Annotated in this window: 15 protein-coding genes; 9 read left to right on the top strand and 6 right to left on the bottom strand. The window is 75.8% G+C overall.

Features of this window, described 5'->3' with window-relative positions; all coding sequences use genetic code 11:
* Nucleotides 1–115: 115 nt before the first annotated feature.
* The 3 genes from HNR61_RS05890 to rimP are packed head-to-tail and all read right to left on the bottom strand — an operon-like array spanning nucleotide 116 to nucleotide 2,139.
* Nucleotides 116–424 (bottom strand): YlxR family protein, encoded by a 309-nt coding sequence (locus HNR61_RS05890; protein ID WP_182841989.1) that lies wholly within the window; start codon nucleotides 422–424, stop codon nucleotides 116–118.
* Nucleotides 425–479: 55 nt separating this feature from the next.
* Nucleotides 480–1,481 carry a transcription termination factor NusA gene (gene nusA, locus HNR61_RS05885; RefSeq protein ID WP_067820478.1) on the bottom strand — a complete coding sequence of 334 codons (1,002 nt, stop codon included), beginning with the start codon at nucleotides 1,479–1,481 and terminating at the stop codon, nucleotides 480–482.
* Nucleotides 1,482–1,494: 13 nt separating this feature from the next.
* The gene (gene rimP / locus HNR61_RS05880; RefSeq protein WP_182841988.1) at nucleotides 1,495–2,139 is read right to left on the bottom strand and encodes a ribosome maturation factor RimP; all 645 of its coding nucleotides are present in this window, start codon (nucleotides 2,137–2,139) and stop codon (nucleotides 1,495–1,497) included.
* A 221-nt stretch (nucleotides 2,140–2,360) separates the two neighbouring features.
* On the opposite strand from rimP, the gene HNR61_RS05875 reads away from it, so the two are divergent.
* The 3 genes from HNR61_RS05875 (at nucleotide 2,361) to HNR61_RS05865 (ending at nucleotide 6,686) form a co-directional block, all read left to right on the top strand.
* Nucleotides 2,361–2,876 carry a hypothetical protein gene (locus HNR61_RS05875; protein WP_220508905.1) on the top strand — a complete coding sequence of 172 codons (516 nt, stop codon included), beginning with the start codon at nucleotides 2,361–2,363 and terminating at the stop codon, nucleotides 2,874–2,876.
* Nucleotides 2,873–3,334: a DUF4439 domain-containing protein gene (locus HNR61_RS05870; RefSeq protein WP_182841987.1), complete on the top strand. Its 462-nt coding sequence runs from the start codon at nucleotides 2,873–2,875 to the stop codon at nucleotides 3,332–3,334. Before HNR61_RS05875 ends, HNR61_RS05870 begins: the two co-directional genes overlap by 4 nt.
* Nucleotides 3,335–3,407: 73 nt before the next feature.
* The gene (locus HNR61_RS05865; protein ID WP_182841986.1) at nucleotides 3,408–6,686 is read left to right on the top strand and encodes a S8 family serine peptidase; all 3,279 of its coding nucleotides are present in this window, start codon (nucleotides 3,408–3,410) and stop codon (nucleotides 6,684–6,686) included.
* Nucleotides 6,687–6,733: 47 nt separating this feature from the next.
* Here the strand turns inward: HNR61_RS05865 and HNR61_RS05860 are convergent, their stop codons facing one another.
* Entirely contained in the window at nucleotides 6,734–8,197 is a 1,464-nt protein-coding gene (locus HNR61_RS05860) for a TerD family protein (protein WP_182841985.1), read from the bottom strand.
* A gap of 93 nt (nucleotides 8,198–8,290) precedes the next feature.
* On the opposite strand from HNR61_RS05860, the gene HNR61_RS05855 reads away from it, so the two are divergent.
* Nucleotides 8,291–8,611, top strand: coding sequence for a hypothetical protein (locus HNR61_RS05855; protein WP_182841984.1), 321 nt, complete (start codon nucleotides 8,291–8,293; stop codon nucleotides 8,609–8,611).
* A gap of 33 nt (nucleotides 8,612–8,644) precedes the next feature.
* Here HNR61_RS05855 and HNR61_RS05850 read toward each other — a convergent pair whose 3' ends face one another.
* Nucleotides 8,645–9,334, bottom strand: coding sequence for an HAD family hydrolase (locus tag HNR61_RS05850; RefSeq protein WP_182841983.1), 690 nt, complete (start codon nucleotides 9,332–9,334; stop codon nucleotides 8,645–8,647).
* Nucleotides 9,335–9,466: 132 nt separating this feature from the next.
* On the opposite strand from HNR61_RS05850, the gene HNR61_RS05845 reads away from it, so the two are divergent.
* From HNR61_RS05845 to HNR61_RS05825, 5 genes are all read left to right on the top strand, one after another.
* On the top strand, nucleotides 9,467–11,026 hold the full coding sequence (locus HNR61_RS05845) for a hypothetical protein (protein WP_182841982.1): 1,560 nt from the start codon (nucleotides 9,467–9,469) through the stop codon (nucleotides 11,024–11,026).
* A 95-nt stretch (nucleotides 11,027–11,121) separates the two neighbouring features.
* Complete coding sequence (locus tag HNR61_RS05840; protein ID WP_182841981.1) at nucleotides 11,122–12,309, top strand: lysylphosphatidylglycerol synthase transmembrane domain-containing protein; 1,188 nt, start codon at nucleotides 11,122–11,124, stop codon at nucleotides 12,307–12,309.
* A gap of 122 nt (nucleotides 12,310–12,431) precedes the next feature.
* On the top strand, nucleotides 12,432–13,499 hold the full coding sequence (locus HNR61_RS05835; RefSeq protein ID WP_182842318.1) for an LLM class flavin-dependent oxidoreductase: 1,068 nt from the start codon (nucleotides 12,432–12,434) through the stop codon (nucleotides 13,497–13,499).
* Nucleotides 13,496–14,575 (top strand): phenylacetate--CoA ligase family protein, encoded by a 1,080-nt coding sequence (locus tag HNR61_RS05830; RefSeq protein WP_182841980.1) that lies wholly within the window; start codon nucleotides 13,496–13,498, stop codon nucleotides 14,573–14,575. The genes HNR61_RS05835 and HNR61_RS05830 overlap by 4 nt, the downstream gene beginning before the upstream one ends.
* Before the next feature lie 65 nt (nucleotides 14,576–14,640).
* A complete protein-coding gene (locus HNR61_RS05825) occupies nucleotides 14,641–16,224 on the top strand; it encodes an AMP-binding protein (protein WP_182841979.1) in 1,584 nt (527 codons plus the stop codon).
* On the opposite strand, the gene HNR61_RS05820 is transcribed toward HNR61_RS05825, so the two are convergent.
* Nucleotides 16,150–17,685, bottom strand: coding sequence for a hypothetical protein (locus HNR61_RS05820; RefSeq protein WP_220508904.1), 1,536 nt, complete (start codon nucleotides 17,683–17,685; stop codon nucleotides 16,150–16,152). The two genes, HNR61_RS05825 and HNR61_RS05820, sit on opposite strands and share 75 nt — an antisense overlap.
* Between the last annotated feature and the right edge of the window lie 3 nt (nucleotides 17,686–17,688).

The raw sequence follows: 17,688 nt of genomic DNA, 5'->3' as shown, positions 1-17,688 counted from the left end.
GGACCGTCGTTAACCTGCCGTACTCATCGCGGCGTGCTCATCGAGCGCTCATAGCAATCTCGACCTGCTTCCGACTAGACGTCGCTTACTGATCGGCCACCTGGCCATCCTGCTGCTACGGCGCGGACGCCGCAAGCCTGTCCCTCAGCACACCGGCGTCGAGCGGCCCCGCCAGGCGGAAGGCCCGGGGGAACGCCCGACGACGCTCAGCGAGCTCCAGACACGCCGGATCGGGATGCAGATGGGCACCCCGGCCCGGCAGCCGGCCGTGGGGGTCGGGGACGATGACGTCCTCGATCACCACCAGGCGCAGCAGGTCGGACTTGACCGTACGAACCCGGCAACCCACACACGTGCGAATGGGCACAGCCGGGCCGTCGGTTCCGAGTCTACCGCGCCGAGGCGTCGGCGGGACCTGTCGCATGCTCTCCTGACGCACTTGATACGTACTTGGTCCAGAAACGCCGGACTCGCCGAGCTTACTCCCCCGTACCGGCGGGCTGCGCCGCGGGCTGCTGCTCGGTGTCGGACCGGATGTCGATCCGCCAGCCGGTCAGCCGGGCGGCCAGCCGGGCGTTCTGGCCCTCCTTGCCGATCGCCAGGGAGAGCTGGTAGTCCGGAACGATCACCCGGGCGGCCCGCGCGTCGGCGTCCACGATCTCCACCGAGGAGACGCGGGCGGGCGACAGCGCGTTGCGCACGAACTCGGCCGGGTCGTCCGACCAGTCCACGATGTCGATCTTCTCACCGTGCAGCTCGGCCATCACGTTGCGGACGCGGCTGCCCAGCGGGCCGATGCACGCGCCCTTGGCGTTGACGCCGGGCTTGCGCGACCGCACCGCGATCTTGGTGCGGTGCCCGGCCTCGCGGGCGATCGCGGCGATCTCGACGGTGCCGTCGGCGATCTCGGGGACCTCCAGGGCGAACAGCTTGCGGACCAGGTTGGGGTGGGTGCGCGACAGCTGCACCGACGGGCCCCGGTGCCCCTTGCGGACCTGGACCACGTAGGCGCGGATGCGCTCGCCGTGCTTGTACTCCTCGCCGGGCACCTGCTCGGCGGGGGTGAGGATCGCCTCGATCCGGCCGAGGTCGACCAGCACGTTGCGCGGGTCCTTGCCCTGCTGGATCACCCCGGAGACGATGTCGCCCTCCCGCCCGGCGTACTCGCCGAACGTCAGCTCGTCCTCGGCGTCCCGCAGCTTCTGCAGGATCACCTGCTTGGCGGTGGTGGCGGCGATACGGCTGAACCCCTCGGGGGTGTCGTCGTACTCCCGGACCGGGTTGCCCTCGTCGTCGGTCTCGGTCGCCCACACGGTCACGTGCCCGGTGGCGCGGTCCAGCTCGACCCGTGCCCGGGGCGCGGCGCCCTCGGTGCGGTGGTAGGCGATCAGCATGGCGTCTTCGATGGCCTTGACGGCCACGTCCAGCGAGATGTCCTTCTCGCTCTCCAGGCTGCGCAGCGCGGTCATGTCGATGTCCACGAGGCTCCCCCCTCTACTCCGGCTCGGCCGGAGAACGCGTTTCGTCGGCCCCGGCGGTGTCGGCCGACCCGCCGTCGTCGGGGGCGGCCCCGTCGTCGGCCCGGCGGAACTCCACCTGGACCCGGCCGCGCCCCAGCTCCGCGTAGGCGAAGGTGCGCCGCACGGGCTTGCTCCCGGCCTTGGGTCCGCCCTTGCCCTTGGCGGGCCTGGCGACGACATCGAGCACGACCGAGGTGTCGTCGGCCTCGACGACGCGGCCCTCGATCTGGCCGCCCTCGGTCAGTGGCGCGACCACGAGCCGCCCGGCGGCGCGGCGCCAGTGGCGCGGCTCGGTGAGGGGGCGGTCGACGCCCGGCGAGGTCACCTCCAGCACGTACGGCGCGGTGCCCATCACGTCCGACGCGTCCAGCATCTCGGAGACGGCCTGGCTGAGGTCGGAGACGTCGTCCAGGCTCACCCCGCCGTCGGCGTCCACGACGATCTTCACGAGCCGGCGGCGGCCGGCGGGGCGCACGTCGACCTCCTCCAGGTCGAAGCCCGCCCGGGCCACCTCGGGCTCCAGCAGCCGGGTCAGTTCGGCGACGGCCTGCTCGCGCGGCAGCCGTCCGCCCTCGGCGCGGCCCCGCTGAGCGCCGTCGCCATCGGACCGAACGCTCATGGGACCTCCCTCTCGTCGTGCTGATTCCACCGTGTGTCCGTTGCCCTCTCAAGACTATCGACAGCCGGACACCTCAGCGGTCTTTCGGACAGCTCACCGGCGCGCCGGGTATGGAATGCTTGGACCGGCCCGTCGGACGCCCCTGCGGGAGAGCCCACCGGCCGCCGTCGCCGCACCGGTCCGACACCGATTCGCCATCGCCGTCGGGTGAGGAGCCACGCTTGCCAGAAGCCGTCACGCCGGGCGCTCCCGGCGTGTCCCGCCGCGCGGTGCTGGGCACCGGCGCGTTCGCCCTGCCGCTGCTGAGCGGCTGTGAACCACCGGGCGCCGTTCGCAGGACGGCGCACGCGGACGTTCCGGCCCTGGTCGCCGCGATCACGGACGAACAGGACCTGATCGCATTCTACGAGGCCGCGCGGAGCGCCCACGCCGGGCTGGCCCGGCGGCTGGACGCGGCCCTGGCGCACCACCGGGAGCATCTGGCGGTGCTGCGGCGGCATCTGGTGCCCGGTTCGGGGCCCCGGCGGGACGAGGGCGGGGCGGTCCCCGCCCCGCGCGTCCCGCAGGTCCCGCGCGGTACGGCGCAGACGCTGGCCGCGCTGCGGGAGGCGGAGGCGAGGGCGGCCGCCGCCCGGCTGGCGGCCGTCGCGAAGGCCGCTCCGGGGCTGGCGCAGCTGATGGCGAGCATCGGCGCGTGTGAGGCGGGACACGCGGTGGCGCTGGGGGGACGGCCGTGACCGACGTCCCGGCGCTCCAGGAGGCGTTGAAGGCCGAGCACGCGGCGGTCTACGGGTACGGGGTGCTGGGCGCGCGGCTGCGCGGCACCCACCAGGCCACGGCCCGGGTGATGTGGAACCTCCACCGCGCGCGCCGCGACGCGCTGGCCGAGCGGCTCACCGCCGCCGGGGCGACGCCCGAGGCGGCGGCCCCGGTGTACCGGCTGCCGGTGCGGCCCACCTCGGGCCGGACGGCGGGCGAGCTGGCCGCCGCCCTGGAGGACGCCGTGGTGGCGGCGCTGGTGGGGGCGGCGGGCGCGGCGGACGCGGGGCTGCGGTCGTGGGCGGCCCGGGCGATGCAGGAGTCGGCGGGCAACGCCGCCCACTGGCGCACCGCGATCGGGCGGCCGCCGGGGGCGGGCGCGTTCCCGGGGCTGCCCGCCGCGGCGCTGGCCCCCAGGCCGCGGCCGGGCGCCTGATCCGATCGGCCTGAAACGATCGGCGTTCCCGCACCACTCCCTAGTGATCGACTACTAGGGAGGAGCCCTGCCGATGAGGCGATGGGCCAAGGGGACCGCCGCGCTCGCCGCGGCGATGGCGATGGCGCCCCCGTACGGCGCGGGAACGGCGCACGCCGCGCCGCCGGCGGCGCCGGACGCGGGCGGGCGGGCGACCGTGACGCTGATCACCGGCGACCGCGTCCACGTCAGGGAGGACGCGGGCGGACGGCCGCTCGTGCGGATCGAGCCCGGCGCGGGGCGGGGGAAGGTCGCCTTCTACCGCAGGAGCCGGGGAGCGGAGCTGTCGGTCGTCCCGGCGGACGCCGCGCCGCTGGTCGCGGCGGGCCGCCTGGACGCCGCGCTGTTCGACGTCACCCGGCTCCTGCGGGGCGGGTACGGCGACGGCGCGCGCCCGGACATCCCGCTGATCGTCGCCGGGACGCCCGCCCGCCGGGCCGCCGCCCCGGCGGGCGGGACGGTCACCCGGCCGCTGGCGGCGCTGAACGGCGCGGCGGTCACCGCCCGCAAGGACCGGGCGGCGTCGGTGTGGGCGTCGGTGCGGTCGTCGCTGACCGGCGGCGCGACGGCGGCGTCCGGCACGGGCCGGGTGTGGCTGGACGGCCGGGTGCGCGCGACCCTCGACCGGAGCGTCCCCCGGATCGGCGCGCCGTCGGCGTGGCGGGCCGGGTACACCGGCAAGGGCGTGACGGTGGGCGTCCTGGACAGCGGCGTCGACGCCGCCCACCCGGACCTGGCCGGGTCCGTGGTGGCGGAACGGGACTTCACCGGCTCCGGGGACGTCCGGGACCGCAACGGCCACGGCACCCACGTGGCCTCGACGATCACCGGCGACGGCGTCGCCGACCCCCGGTACCGGGGCGTGGCCCCGGACGCCCGGCTGGTCGTGGGCAAGGTGCTGGACGAGAACGCCGCGGGCTCCTTCTCCGGCGTGATCGCGGGCATGGAGTGGATCGCGCAGCAGGGCGTCGAGGTGGTGAACATGAGCATCGGCGCGTCGCTCCCCAGCGACGGCACCGACCCGCTGTCGGCCGCGGTCGACACCCTCACCGCCCGCACCGGCACGCTGTTCGTCGTCGGCGCCGGGAACGCCGGCGGGGACGGCTCGGTGACGGCCCCGGGCCTGGCGGAGTCGGCGCTGACCGTCGGGGCCGCGGGCGCCGACGACGGTGTCGCCGGGTTCTCCTCCCGCGGCCCGCGGCCGGGCGACGGCGCGGTCAAGCCCGACGTGACGGCGCCGGGGGTGGACATCACCGCCGCGCGCGCCGGAGGGACGTCGGCCGGGGACCCGGTGGGCGACCGCTACACCACGATGAGCGGGACCTCCATGGCCGCGCCGCACGCGGCGGGCGCGGCGGCGCTGCTGTTCCAGCGCCACCCCGGATGGAAGCCCGCCCAGGTGAAGTCCGCGCTCATGACCACCGCGCGGCCGGCGGAGGGCGCCTCGGTGTTCGCCCAGGGCGCGGGCCGGATCGACGTGGGGCGGGCGGTCGCCCAGCGGGTCCTGGCCGACCGGGGCGGCGTCTCGTTCGACCTGCGGCGGGCGGGGGCCTCTCAGCGGGTGACGTTCCGCAACGAGGGCGACGCCCCGGTGCGCCTGGACCTCGCCCTGCGGATGCGCGGACCGGACGGGCCCGCCCCGGACGGGATGTTCTCGGTCAGCCCGGCCGCGCTGGAGATCCCCGCGGGTGGCACCGCCGACGCCACGGTCACCGCCGAGCCCGGACAGGCCCCCCGGGGCCGCTACGAGGGCGGGCTGACGGCCCGGCAGGGGGACGAGGAGACGCTGCGGCTGCCGGTCGGCGCGGTCTGGGAGCCCGCGCTGCGCGAGGTCAGGCTGGCCGGCGTCGACCGGACCGGCAGGCCCGCCGGGACGACCGTGGAGACGACGCCGTGGGCCGTCCTCACCGACCTGGCCACCGGCAAGCAGGCCGAGACGTACATCAGCGGGAGCGGCGTCGCCGCGCGCGTGCCCGCCGGCCGGTACTCGCTGCACGCCGTGGTGCCCACCGGGGACACCGACATGGCGCTGTTCTCCTATCCGGACCTGTCGGTGGGCGACCGCGACCTGACGATCACCGCCGACGCGCGCCGGGCCCGGCGGGTCGCGGCCCGGGTGGACAGCCGGACCGCCGTGCGCGCGGGGGCCGACGAGATCGGCGTCACCGAGACGGTCGCCGGGACGCCGCTGTCGTTCGGGGTGGCGGTCGCCGGGACGGTGACCGGCCTGTCGGCCCGGCCCACCGCGAAGGTCGCCGGACGCCCGTTCGGCTTCTACCACGTGGCGAACCTCGCCGAGCCGGACGGCCCCCGGGCCTACCACCTGCAGCATCTGTCGGACGGCCGGATCCCGCGCCGCCTGGACCGCAGGGTCCGGGATACGGAGCTGGCGGCGGTGGACTCGGTCTACCACGCCGACCGGCCGCTGACCGGGCTGCGCGGATCCGTCGCCGCCGTCCCCGGCGTCCTGTTCGGGGCGGGCTACGGCGAGTTCCCCGTCCGGCTTCCGGGGCGGCGCACCGAGCTGTACACTGCCTCCCCCGCGTTGCGCTGGGGCCGGACCCTGACGGTGGGTCAGGACGAGCAGGCGGGGTTCGTCACCGGCGTCTCCGCCCTGCCCACCGGCGAGCCGGGCCGGAGGACCCGCCACTGGAACGCCGCCGCGCCGGGCACGCTCGGCGGGGGTGCGCGCAAGGTCGGGAACGGCCCCATGGCCTTCCGGGCGAGACCGTTCGCGACACCCGACGCCGTCGACCACCTGAGCCGGCCGACGACCGCGCGGACGTCGCTGTGGCGGAACGGCGAGCTGCTCGGGTCCTCCGACTCCGGCACCGTCCAGGTCCCCACACCCCCCGGCGAGGCCCGCTACACCCTGCGCTCCACCGCGGAACGCGCCGCGTCCTGGACCGGTCTCGGCACCCGTTCCGAGACCGAGTGGAGGTTCCCCTACACGCCGACGATGGCGAGGATGGAGGAGCCTCCGCTGTTCGCCGTGCGCACCGAGGGGGACTTCGACCAGGACAACCGCGCGCCCTCGGGCGGCCGGTTCGCCCTGTCCCTGCGGGTCACCGACGGGCGTCTTCACACCCCCGGAACGCTTCCCCGGTTCGGCCGCCCCTCCGTGGAGGCCTCCTATGACGACGGGAGGACCTGGCATCCGGCCGAGGTGGCCACGGCCGGCGACAACCGCTGGACGGCCGGGCTCACCCACCCGCCGCTGCCCGGCGGGCACGTCTCGCTGCGCGTCCGCCTGTCCGACGGTGAGGGCACCTCGCTGGACCAGACCGTCATCCGGGCCTACGGGCTCCGCTGAGGTCCGGGGCTCGGACCCGGCCCGTCCGGGTCCGAGCCCCGGCGCTCCTAGTCCTCGACGTCCACGCCGAAGGAGCGGGCCAGCTCGGGCAGGTCGTGCCCGTGGCCCTGCCCGACCGGGCGCAGCCGCCAGCCGTCGCCGCGCCGGTAGACCTCGGCGAGCAGCAGGGTGCGTTCGGTGGTGGCGGTGTCCAGGGTGGCGCGGGCCAGCGGCACCGAACGCGTGCTGGGCACGGCGGCGACCTCGATCGCGCCGAGGTCGCCGAACGTCCCGGGCCCGTCGATCGCCGCCGCGACCGCGACCCGCCGCACGGCCGGGGGCAGGGCGGCCAGGTCGAGGGCGACCGACTGCTCGGCGGGGCCGTCGGTGGACAGCCGGACGGTGCCGTCGGTGCTCTCGGGCGCGCCGTAGAAGACGAAGTCGCCGTCGGCGGCGACCCTGCCGTCCTCGTCCAGCGCGAACGCCACGACGTCGGCCGCGCCCCGGGCCTGCTGCTCCCAGCTCACGGCGATCGTCCACCAGGGCGCCTCGGGCAGGTCGAACACCGCGCCGCGCGGCAGGGTGCGCGGGTGGGCGGGGCGGGGCCGGGGGACGGTCCGGCCGGTGTCGGCGCGGTCGAGGGGGACGCCGGGCCGCACGTCCTCCAGCAGCTTGCGGAACGTCTCCTCGTCGATGATCGGGACGCCCTCGGCGCGGGCGCGGCGGGCCTTGCCGGAACCGGAGCCGGGGTCGTTGGCCACCAGCGCGCTGGTGTGGCGGCTCACCGAGGTCATCATGTTGAGCCCGGCGGCCACGCCCCGCGCGACCAGCTCCTCGCGCGCCAGGCGGGTGTCGCCGGTGATGGCGATCTTCATGCCCTGGACGAGGGGGCCGCCGGCGGGCAGCGGGCCGGGGCTGCGGTAGGCGCAGGGGGTCTTGGGGAGCGCGCGGTGGGGGTCCCTGCGCTGGGGCGTGCAGTCCACCAGCGGCAGCTCCACGCCGCGCCGCCGCGCCTCGGCCAGGGAGGCGCGCAGGATCCCGGCCAGCGCGCGGGTGTCCTCCAGCGCGTCGTGGGCGCGGGCGTGCGGCACGCCGTAGTGCGCGGCCAGGGTGCCCAGGCGCAGGTCGGGGGTGGGCGGGGCGAGCCGCCGGTTGAGCGCGAGGGTGCACAGCCGCCGTTCGACGGGCATCGGCACCCCGGCGCGGGCGAACTCCCCGGCCAGGAACGAGTAGTCGAACTGGGCGTTGTGGGCGACCATCACGCGCCCGGCCAGCAGGTCGGCGACGCGCGCGGCGACCCGGTCGAACGTGGGCGCGCCGCGCAGCCTCTCGCGGGTGAGCCCGTGGATGTGGACGGGCCCGGGATCGACGCCGGGGTCCAGCAGGGTGGTGTACTCGGACAGGGGGGTGCCGTCCGCTCCCGCCGTCACCACCGCCAGCGACAGGACGCGGTCGCGGGAGGCGCTGAGGCCCGAGGTCTCGACGTCGACGAGGGCCCAGTTGGCGGGCAGGCCGGCGGGGAGGGAGAGCATCCCCGCAGGCTACTGGACCGGGAACCTTCCGCCACCCGAGTACCGTTAGTCGCCTTTGTACGGATTGATCGTTCGGGGGAGGAACCAGATCAGATGACCGTCAGCCAGGACACCCACGCCGACACCCTCGCGGAGCTGCGCGCCGCCTACCGCGCCCAGCTCGACCAGATCAGGGCCGAGCGGGACGAGGCGCGGCGGCAGGCGCGCCGGGCCCGGGCCGAGGCGGTCAACGCGCGCGCCGACCTCGCCGGCCTCCAGGACCGGGTGCGGGAGCTGCTCCAGGCGGTGGCCGCCCAGCTGGACACCGCGCACCAGCGGTCCCAGCAGTTCCAGCTCGAACAGCCCCGTGCGGGCAGGGTCCCGGACGAGGTGCTGGAGGGCAGGGTGCTGAAGGGCGCGCCCGAGGGCGAGTAGCGGGACGATCCGCCGGGCGCGGCGTCCGCGCCGTCAGGCCGACCAGCGGTCGATGTGCGCGAGCAGGTCGCCGAGGTCCGTCACGACGGCGTCGGGCGTCGCGTCCGCGTATGCGGGGACGGTGGCGTTGGGGACCAGCACCGCGCGCATGCCCGCCGACTTCGCGCCGTGGACGTCGTCGAACGGCCGGTCCCCCACGAACACGCAGCGCGCCGGGTCGTCCGCGCCCACCGCGTCCATCGCGGCCCGGAACGCCTTGGCGTGCGGCTTGGTCCACGGGATCTCGCTGGAGTAGACCGCCCCGTCGAGCAGGTCCAGCACGCCGTCCCGCGCGAAGATCCGCTCGTGCCAGTCGCGCGACCACATGGTGTTGGACAGCACACCGACCCTGATCCCGCGCTCGCGCAGGGCGGCCAGCAGCGGCGGCGCGGCCGGGTCGATCAGCGTGTGCGGCGTCCACGCCTCGAACTTGGTGGCCAGCAGCGCCTCGGTCGGCTCGACGCCCGCCAGCGCGAACAGCTCGTCCAGCGTGGCGCTGCGGTGCTCCTCCCTCTGCCGCCGCCACAGCTCGTTCTCGGCGTCCAGCAGCGCGGTGGCCACCTCCTCCACCCGCCCGGGCTCCAGGTGGGCGGCGCAGACCGCCCGCCACATCTCGCCCAGCTCGATGTCGTGCCAGGGGGTGAGCGTGCCGCCCCAGTCGAAGATCACCGCGTCGATCGCCATGGACGGATCGTAACCGCGCGCCCGGCGCCGCGTTGGTCCCGGTGTGCGAGGGATCACCCCGGAGGGCGCGACCGGGGCCGCCAGGACCCCCCTCCACTATTTCTACCAAGTTAATAGAGTTAGGAGTTCGCGATGGCCAGCAGACCGTTCCCGCGGGAGCTGACGGCGGTCGGCGCGCTGCTCGGCGCGCTCGCCCTGCCCGCTCCCGCCGGGGCCGCGCCCGTCCCCGACGGTCCCGGACGCGACCGGGTGCCCGCCTACCTCGGCGCCCCGGCGACGCCGAGGCCGCTGCGGGGACGGCCGATCCCCGCCAACCCGCACCAGGGGCCGGTCGGGCTGTCGTCGATGCACGCCGACAGCCACGCCTCCGACACCCATCCGTTCGCCGGACCGCTCGGGCGGAACCCGCGGGTGCGCTCGGAGGCCAAGGGCGGCCTGCTGCCGGGGCTGTGCTCGACGGTCACCTTCGCCAGGCGGACCGGGCTGATGGTGGCGCAGTGCACGCGGGGCCAGACGTTCACGCTGCGGCTCATCGACCCCGCGACGCTGAAGGACCTCGCGACCCACGAACTCCCGCAACGCCCCTCCACCGTGCGGGCGGTGGTGTCGGGCGACCTCGACCAGGTGCTGACCGACACCTCCGGCGGCGCGTACTACTACCTCGACCCGCAGGACCGGGCGGTGCTGGCGGACTCGGCGTTCCACGTGCGGCGGTTCGCGCACGAGAAGGGGCCGGACAGCAGGTGGCGGTTCAAGGTCACCGATGACTGGGACCTCAGCGGGCACCTGCCGCACTCCTGCGCCACCTGGACGAACCCGTGGCCGAAGGGCGAGTGCGACCCGATCACGGCGGTCGGGCCGGACTGGGGCGGGCTGATCTGGTGGATCACCCGCAACGGCCGGATCGGCACCATCGACCCCCGCACCGGGAGGGTCCGCGCCACGCGCCTGCCGGGCGAGGGGATCCAGAACTCGTTCGCCGCCGCCGAGGACGGCGTCTCGATCGTCTCCGACCACGCCCTCTACCGCTTCCGCGCCGCCGCCGACGGCGCCCCGGCGGTCGTCTGGCGCAGGCCCTACGACCGGGGGACGCGCCGCAAGCCCGGCCAGATCGACCAGGGGTCGGGCACCACCCCGACGTTCCTCGGCGACCGGTACGTGGCGATCACCGACAACGCCGACGACCGGATGAACGTGCTGGTCCACCGGCGCGGCGACGGCCGCCTGGTGTGCAGGGTGCCGGTGTTCGGGCACGGCGCGAGCGCCACCGACAACTCGCTGGTCGGATACGGCGACAGCCTGTTCGTGGAGAACAACCACGGCTACCGCAACTTCTTCGAACTCCCGCCCGGCGGCTCGCCGGTCGGCGGCGTCAGCAGGATCGACGTCACCGCGAAGGGGTGCCGCACCGTCTGGACCAGCCGGGAGCGCTCGCCCTCCACCGTCGCCAAGGCCTCGGTCGCCAACGGGCTGCTCTACCTCTACACCAAGGAGCCCCGGCGGGACCTGGTGGACGCCTGGTACCTGACCGCCGTGGACGCGCACACCGGCCGCACCGCCTTCAAGGTGCTGACCGGAACCGGCAAGTGGTTCGACAACAACTGGGCCCCGATCACCCTGGGCCCCGACGGCACCGCCTACGTGGGCGTCGTCGGCGGGCTGGTGGCCGTCCGCGACCGCCCCGGAACGTGACGCCCGCCACTTCGCGCATTTCACCCCCCGCCAAGGGAATGTCATGGACTGACAGAACGTTCTCGGGGTCAGGCGATCTTGCGAGGTGACCGGACATGGCCCAGACCATTACGGCGCCCTCGCACGACCCCTCGCCCGACCTCCCGACCGGTCTCCCGACCGATCCCGGCGGCCCCCCGGTCGCCGCGCCCCGCCGGTCCCGCCGGTCGCTGCTGCTCCAGGCCGCGCTGTTCGCCGCCACCGTCGCCCTGCTGGTGGTGTTCCGCGACCAGCTGCCCGACCTCGGCGCGATGCTGGACGCCGCCGTGCGCGCCGACCCCGCCTGGCTGGTGCTGGTGGTGCTCGCCTCGGGGGCCTCGATGGGGGCGTTCGCCCGGTTGCAGCGGCGGCTGCTGCGGATCGGGGGCACCCGGATCCGGCTGCGCCGCGCGTTCGCGATCACCTATGCGGGCAACGCGCTGTCGGTCACGCTGCCCGCCGGTCCCGCCGTCAGCGTCGTGTACACGTTCCAGCAGTTCCGCCGCAACGGCGCGTCGGCGCGGCTGGCCACGGCGGTGCTCCTGCTCGGCGGCGTGATCACCACGGCCGCCTACACGCTGATCGGGCTGCTGGCGCTGCTGGCCGAGCCGAACGCGCGCGGCCCGGCGCTGCGCGTCCTGGCCGTGTGCGCCGCGCTGGGGGCCGCGCTGGTCGTGGCGCTGCGCCATCCGGGGCCGCGCGCCCTGGCCGGCCGCCCCGTGCGCGCGCTGCTCGGCCATCCCCGGATCGCCCCGCACGCCGACCGGCTGCGCGGCGTCCGCCAGGTGCTGCGCCCCACCCGCCGCGACTGGGGCGCGCTCGCCCTGCTGGCCACGGCGAACTGGGTGTTCGACATCCTGGCGCTGCTGGCGGCGGCGCAGTCCGTCGGCATCGACGTCGCCCCGCACGGGGTGGCGCTCGCCTACTTCGCCGCGCAGGCCGCCGCGAGCCTGCTGCCGCTGCTGCCGGGCGGCCTCGGCGCGGTCGAGGGCAGCATGGCCGCCTCGCTGGCGGCGTTCGGCGCGACCCTCACCCCGGCCGCCGCGGCGGTCGGGCTGTACCGGCTGGCGTCGTACTGGATCGTGGTGGCGATCGGCTGGCTGGCGTGGCTGGCGCTGCACGAGGGGCCGCGGATCTCGGCCCGTACGCGCCGCCGCCTGCACGACGCCGCCCTCGCCACCCTGCACGGCATGGCGCTGGCCACGGCCCCGATGGTCGTCCCGACGACGTCGGCGGGCGGCCGCGCCGAGCCCGGCGGCCCCTGACCGTCGCGCCCCCTTCTCGCCCCTCTCCCGCCCTCCGGTGACTTGTTGCCATGGCACCCTGCTGCTAATGTCCCAAGCGAGCGCTTGGTTCATAATCGACAGTGAGCATCACCGGAGGCTCGATGACGTCCCTACGGGTCAGCCTTGGCTACGAACTTGAGGTGCGCGGACGGTCCCGCGAGGTGGAGCAGCAGGCGTTCCGGAACGTCATGGACCAGGTCGTGCTGGCCGACCGGCTCGGCTACGACACCGCCTGGTTCGTCGAGCACCACTTCACCCGGGGGTTCTCGCACTCCTCGGCGCCCGACCTGGTGCTGGCCGGGATCTCGCAGCGGACCGAGCGCATCCACCTCGGCCTCGGCGTGGTGCTGCTGCCGTTCCAGTCGCCGATCCGCACCGCCGAGCGCGTCGCCACCCTCGACGTGATCAGCGGCGGGCGGGTCGAGTTCGGCACCGGGCGCGGCGCGTCCCCGCTGGAGTACCAGGCGTTCCAGCGGCCGTTCGAGCAGTCCCGCAAGCTCTGGGAGGAGACCCTGGAGGCGGTGCTGGCGATCTGGAACGCCGACGGCCAGCCGGTCAGCCGGTCCGGGGAGTTCTTCGAGATCCCGGACGTGAGCGTGTACCCGCGCCCGGTCCAGGTGCCGCACCCGCCGGTGTGGGTGGCCTCCACCTCGCTGGACGGGTACCTCGCCGCCGCGAAGCAGGGCTACAACCTGCTCGGCATGACCATGCTCAAGGGCCTGGACGACGTCGCCGAGGACATCGCCAGGTACAAGCGGTGCCTGGCCGACAACGGCTTCGACCCCGACACCCGCCGGGTCGCGCTGATGATCCCCTGGCATGTCGCGCCGACCCAGCAGGAGGCCGTGGAGACCGCCGCCGACCCGGTGCTGTGGTACCTGCGCCGCCAGGTCAACCTGGTCGCCCCGCCCGACTACACCGACGCCCGGCACGCCACCCACCGCGTGCTCGGCCAGCAGGCCGTCGGGATGCCGCCGGAGGAGGCGATGGCGGTCCTGCGCGACCAGACCATGGTCGTCATCGACGACGTCGAGGGGTCCCGCAAGGCCGTGGAGCGGATCAGGGAGGCCGGGGCCACCGACCTCATCCTCCAGGCCCAGGTGGGCGGGCTGGCCCACGACCGGGTCTGCGCCTCGATGGAGCTGTTCATGTCGGAGGTCATGCAGTGACGTCCTGGATCACCCGCGCGACCTTCCCCTCCGGCGGCCCGGCGCGGGGCCTGCTGCTGGTCTCCCCCGAGGGCGACGCCGTCGCGCCGCTGTCGGCCGCCGACCGGGACGCCGCCCGCGCGCTGGCCGCCGAGACGCTGCGCGCCGCCGGGCTCGGGCGGGCCGACCGCGTCGTCGTCGCGCTGAACGGCGACGGCGACGGCCCCGGCCCGCTGGTCGCGCGGGCCGCCGCCGACGTCGCGGAGGCCGCCGCGGCGGTCGGGCCGCGCGGCCGGATGCGCCTGCACACCGCGCTCGAACGCGTCCGGGCCACCACCCTGGTCACCACCCCGACCGGCGCGATGGACCTGCTGGCGCGGCTGCACCTGGAGTTCCTCATCGACCCGCTCGACCTGGAGCTGCGGCACGTCCTGCTGGTCGGCGAGATCCCCTCCCCCAACACCGCCGCCCAGCTGGCGGCCGAGTTCGAGGCGTCGGTGCGGGAGCTGTACGCCGACCCGTTCGTGGGCGTGCCGATCGCGCAGCGCGCGCCGTCGGACGCGGTGCTCACCCCGGTCCGCGACGGGCTGCTCGGCCTGGCCCGGCCCGACAAGGACGCCCTGCTGGAGGCCCCCTACGACGCGGGCCTCGCCGAACTGGTCACCACTCCGACCTGGCACTCCACGCTCGGCGGGACCGCGCTGCGCACCGGGCAGGCCGTCCGGCTGGCGGGCGGGGAGCAGGGCGTTCCCGCCCCGGCGCACACGATCGGCGAGCACGTGCTGGTGCGCGGCCGCTGGCTCTCCCTGCCGAAGGTCGCCGCCGCGCTCTCCAGGATCGACGGGGTGAGCCGCTGGGAGCTGCGGATCACGCGGGAGGGGACGCTGGACGCGGCGGCGCTGCACGTCACCTTCGCCCGCGACACCCTGGTGAAGAACCCGATGTGGAAGTCCCGCATCGCGCAGGCGCTGTACTCCCTCACCCCCGTGTCGATCGAGGTCGTGGTCGAGCCGGAGGCGTCGGAGGAGCGCCGCCCGCCCGTCGTCACCGACCACCGCGGCCACCACCTGGGCCGCGACCGTTCCGAGCTGTCGTAGGAGGTCCCCGCGCGTCCCGGTCCCGGCGCGGGGGCCGGGACGCGCGGTCCGTGCGAGGAGGCGCGATGGAGTTGCAGCCGGTACCCGCCTGGGGAACGATCCCGCGCATGCTGCGCGACCAGGCGGGGCGGCACCCGGACGTGGCGGCCGTCGTCGCCGGGGACACCCGGCTGACCCTCGCCGAGCTGGCCCGGCGGGCGCGCCGGACCGCGCGGGCGCTGATCGCCCTCGGCGTCGCCCCCGGCGACCGGGTCGCGGTCTGGGCCCCCAACACCCCCGAGTGGGTGGTCGCCGCCTACGGGATCTGGGACGCGGGCGGCGTCATCGCGCCGCTGTCCACCCGGTTCAAGGGCATCGAGGCCGCCGGGCTGCTCCGCGCGACCGGCGCGAGGGTGCTGCTGGTCGCCGAGGGCTTCATGGGCGTGTCCTACCTCGACATGATCGCGGACGCGGACCTGCCGGAGCTGGAGCACACGGTCCTGCTGACCGGCACGTCCCCCCGTCCCGGCGCCGTGGCCTGGGACGACTTCCTCGCGCGCGGCGCGGAGGTCACCGCGGAGGCGGCCGAGGAGCGCGCGCGGGCGGTCTCCCCCGACGACCTCGCCTCGATCATGGCGACGTCCGGCACCACCGGCGCGCCCAAGGGCGTGATGCTGTACCACGCGCAACTGCTGCGCGGCTACTGGGACTGGGCGGAGATCGTCACGCTCCGGGAGGGCGACCGGTACCCGATCATCGCGCCGTTCTCGCACGGCTTCGGCATCAACGCGGGCCTGCTGGCCTGCGTGCTGCGCCGCGCCACGATGATGCCGGTCGCGCTGTTCGACCCGGGCGACCTGATGGACATGATCGAACGCGACCGGATCAGCGTCCTGGCGGGCGCGCCGCCGATGTTCTTCAGGATCCTGGACGAGCTGGACGGCCGCGACGTGTCGTCGCTGCGGGTGGCGATCTGCGGCGCGGCGGCCGTCCCGCCCGAGCTGATCCGCCGGCTGGTGGACCGCGTCGGCCTGGAACGCATGATCAACGCGTACGGGCTGATGGAGGGCACGGTCGTGTCGATGACCCGGGCCGGGGACCCGGTCGAGGTGATCGCCTCCTCCACCGGACGGCCCGTGCCCGGCGTGGCGGTCCGGATCGTCGACGACGACGGCAAGGACCTGCCGCCCGGCGAGCCCGGCGAGATCCTGGTCGGCGGCTACGGCGTCATGCGCGGCTACTGGCGGGACCCGGAGCGGACCGCCGAGGCCGTGGACGCCGACGGCTGGCTGCGCACCGGCGACATCGGCACGGTCGACGGCGCGGGCAACGTGGCGATCGTGGACCGCAAGAAGGAGATGTTCATCGTCTCGGGCTTCAACGCCTACCCCGCCGAGATCGAGGGCCTGCTGCTGCGCTGCCCGCTGGTGGCGCAGGCGGCGGTGATCGGCGTCCCGGACGAGCGGCAGGGCGAGGTGGGCTGGGCCTACGTCGTGCCCCCGCCGGGCACGGCCCCCGACCCGGACGGCGTCGTCGCCTGGGCCCGCGCCCACATGTCCAACTACAAGGTCCCGCGCCGCGTGATCATCGTGGACTCACTCCCCGTCAACGCCAACGGGAAGATCGACAAGCCGTCCCTCCACGCCCGCGCCGCCGCCGAACGGCAGTGACGGGTTGGCGGCGGCGGCCGCCGCCGTCTCCCCGTCCGCGTCGTCGAGCAGCGCGACCAGCGCGTCCGGCGGCAGCGCGGGGTGCCCGGCGGCGACGCGCCGGGCCCGCCGGTCGGCCAGGCACGCCAGGAGGAGCGCCGCCGTCGCGTCGGGACGGCGGGCGATCTCGCGCAGCGCCTTCGCCACCGGATGCCGCCGGGCCAGCTCCTCCAGCAGCGCCGCCGGGGCGCCCGGGTTGGCGGCGATCCCGGCGGCGACCCGCGCGCCGTGCCGTCCGAGCATGGCGCGCAGCCGCTCCTCCGGCAGCCCCGGGTGCGGCGCCACGGCGTTGGCCACCTTGGCGTCGGGGTCGGCGGCGAGCGCGTCGCGGATCCCGTCCGGCAGGTCGCGCCGCCGCGCCACCAGCGCCCGCACCGCCGCGTCGGGGTGGGCGGCCAGCTCCGCGACCTCGGCGGGCGGGGCGGCGGCGATCCGGGGCAGCGGCGTCGGCCCGGTCTTGACGGTCCTCGCCAGGGTGACCAGGACGTCCAGCGGCAGGCGCGGGTTGCGCGCGAGATCGCGTCGCACGTTGTGGCCGGTGTCGGCGGCCAGCACGCGCATCAGGCGTTCGCCGATCGCGGGGTTGGCGGCGAGGTCGGAGCGGACGCCGGGCTCCGGGCTCGCGGCGAGGCGTTCGTAGACCGCCGCGGGCAGGCCGGCGCGCCGCGCCAGCTCGCAGCGGAGCAGCATCGAGGGGTCGTCGGCGAAACGGGCGACGGCCTCGGCGGGCGTGGCCGGGTTGGCGATCGCCCGCATGCGCAGGAGGTGCGTCGTGTACTCGTGCGAGCCGTCGCAGGCCGCGCCCGGCGGCAGGTCGCAGTCGGCGCGGGGGCAGTACGGGTCGTGGAGGAACGGGATCTCCTCGCGCTCGCACACCAGGCACGTCCGCGCCGGTGGCAGTCCCTCGCCGGTGACCAAAGCGGCCAGCGTCCGCGGAGGCGTCGCCTCGTTGCCCGCGACCGCCGCGCGGACCCCGGCGTGCGGATGCGAGGCGAGCCGGGCCGCCGGCCCCGCCGGGGCCCACCGCGCGACCTCCTCGACGACCCGCGCCTCCGGGTCGGCGGCCAGCGTCTCCACCACGTCGGACGGCAGGCCGGGGCATTCCGCCAGCTTCTCCCGCCGCCCGGCGTCCGGGTCCGCCGCCAGCGCCCGCGCCCACTCCGGGCGTCCCCGCCCCTGGTCGAGAAGGGCGAGCGCGACGTCCGGCGACGCCTCCGGATCGACGCCGTCGGCCGTCAGCGTCCCGTGCTCGACCAGCAGGGGGGCGCACTCCGGAAACCGCGCGACCAGCGAGGCGGCCTGGGCGCGGGTCAGGTCCTCCCGCCCGGCCAGCTCCCAGGCCAGCTCGCGGTCCGCGGCCGCGACCAGCCGTTCGCGCAGCGCGGGCGGCAGGGACGGGTTGACGGCGAGCCCTCGCAGCACGGG

It is taken from the genome of Actinomadura kijaniata, from assembly GCF_014138665.1.
GTDB classification, from domain to species: Bacteria; Actinomycetota; Actinomycetes; order Streptosporangiales; family Streptosporangiaceae; genus Spirillospora; species Spirillospora kijaniata.
Note: the sequence above shows the minus strand (reverse complement) of the source record. Positions and strands in the feature narration are given on the sequence as shown.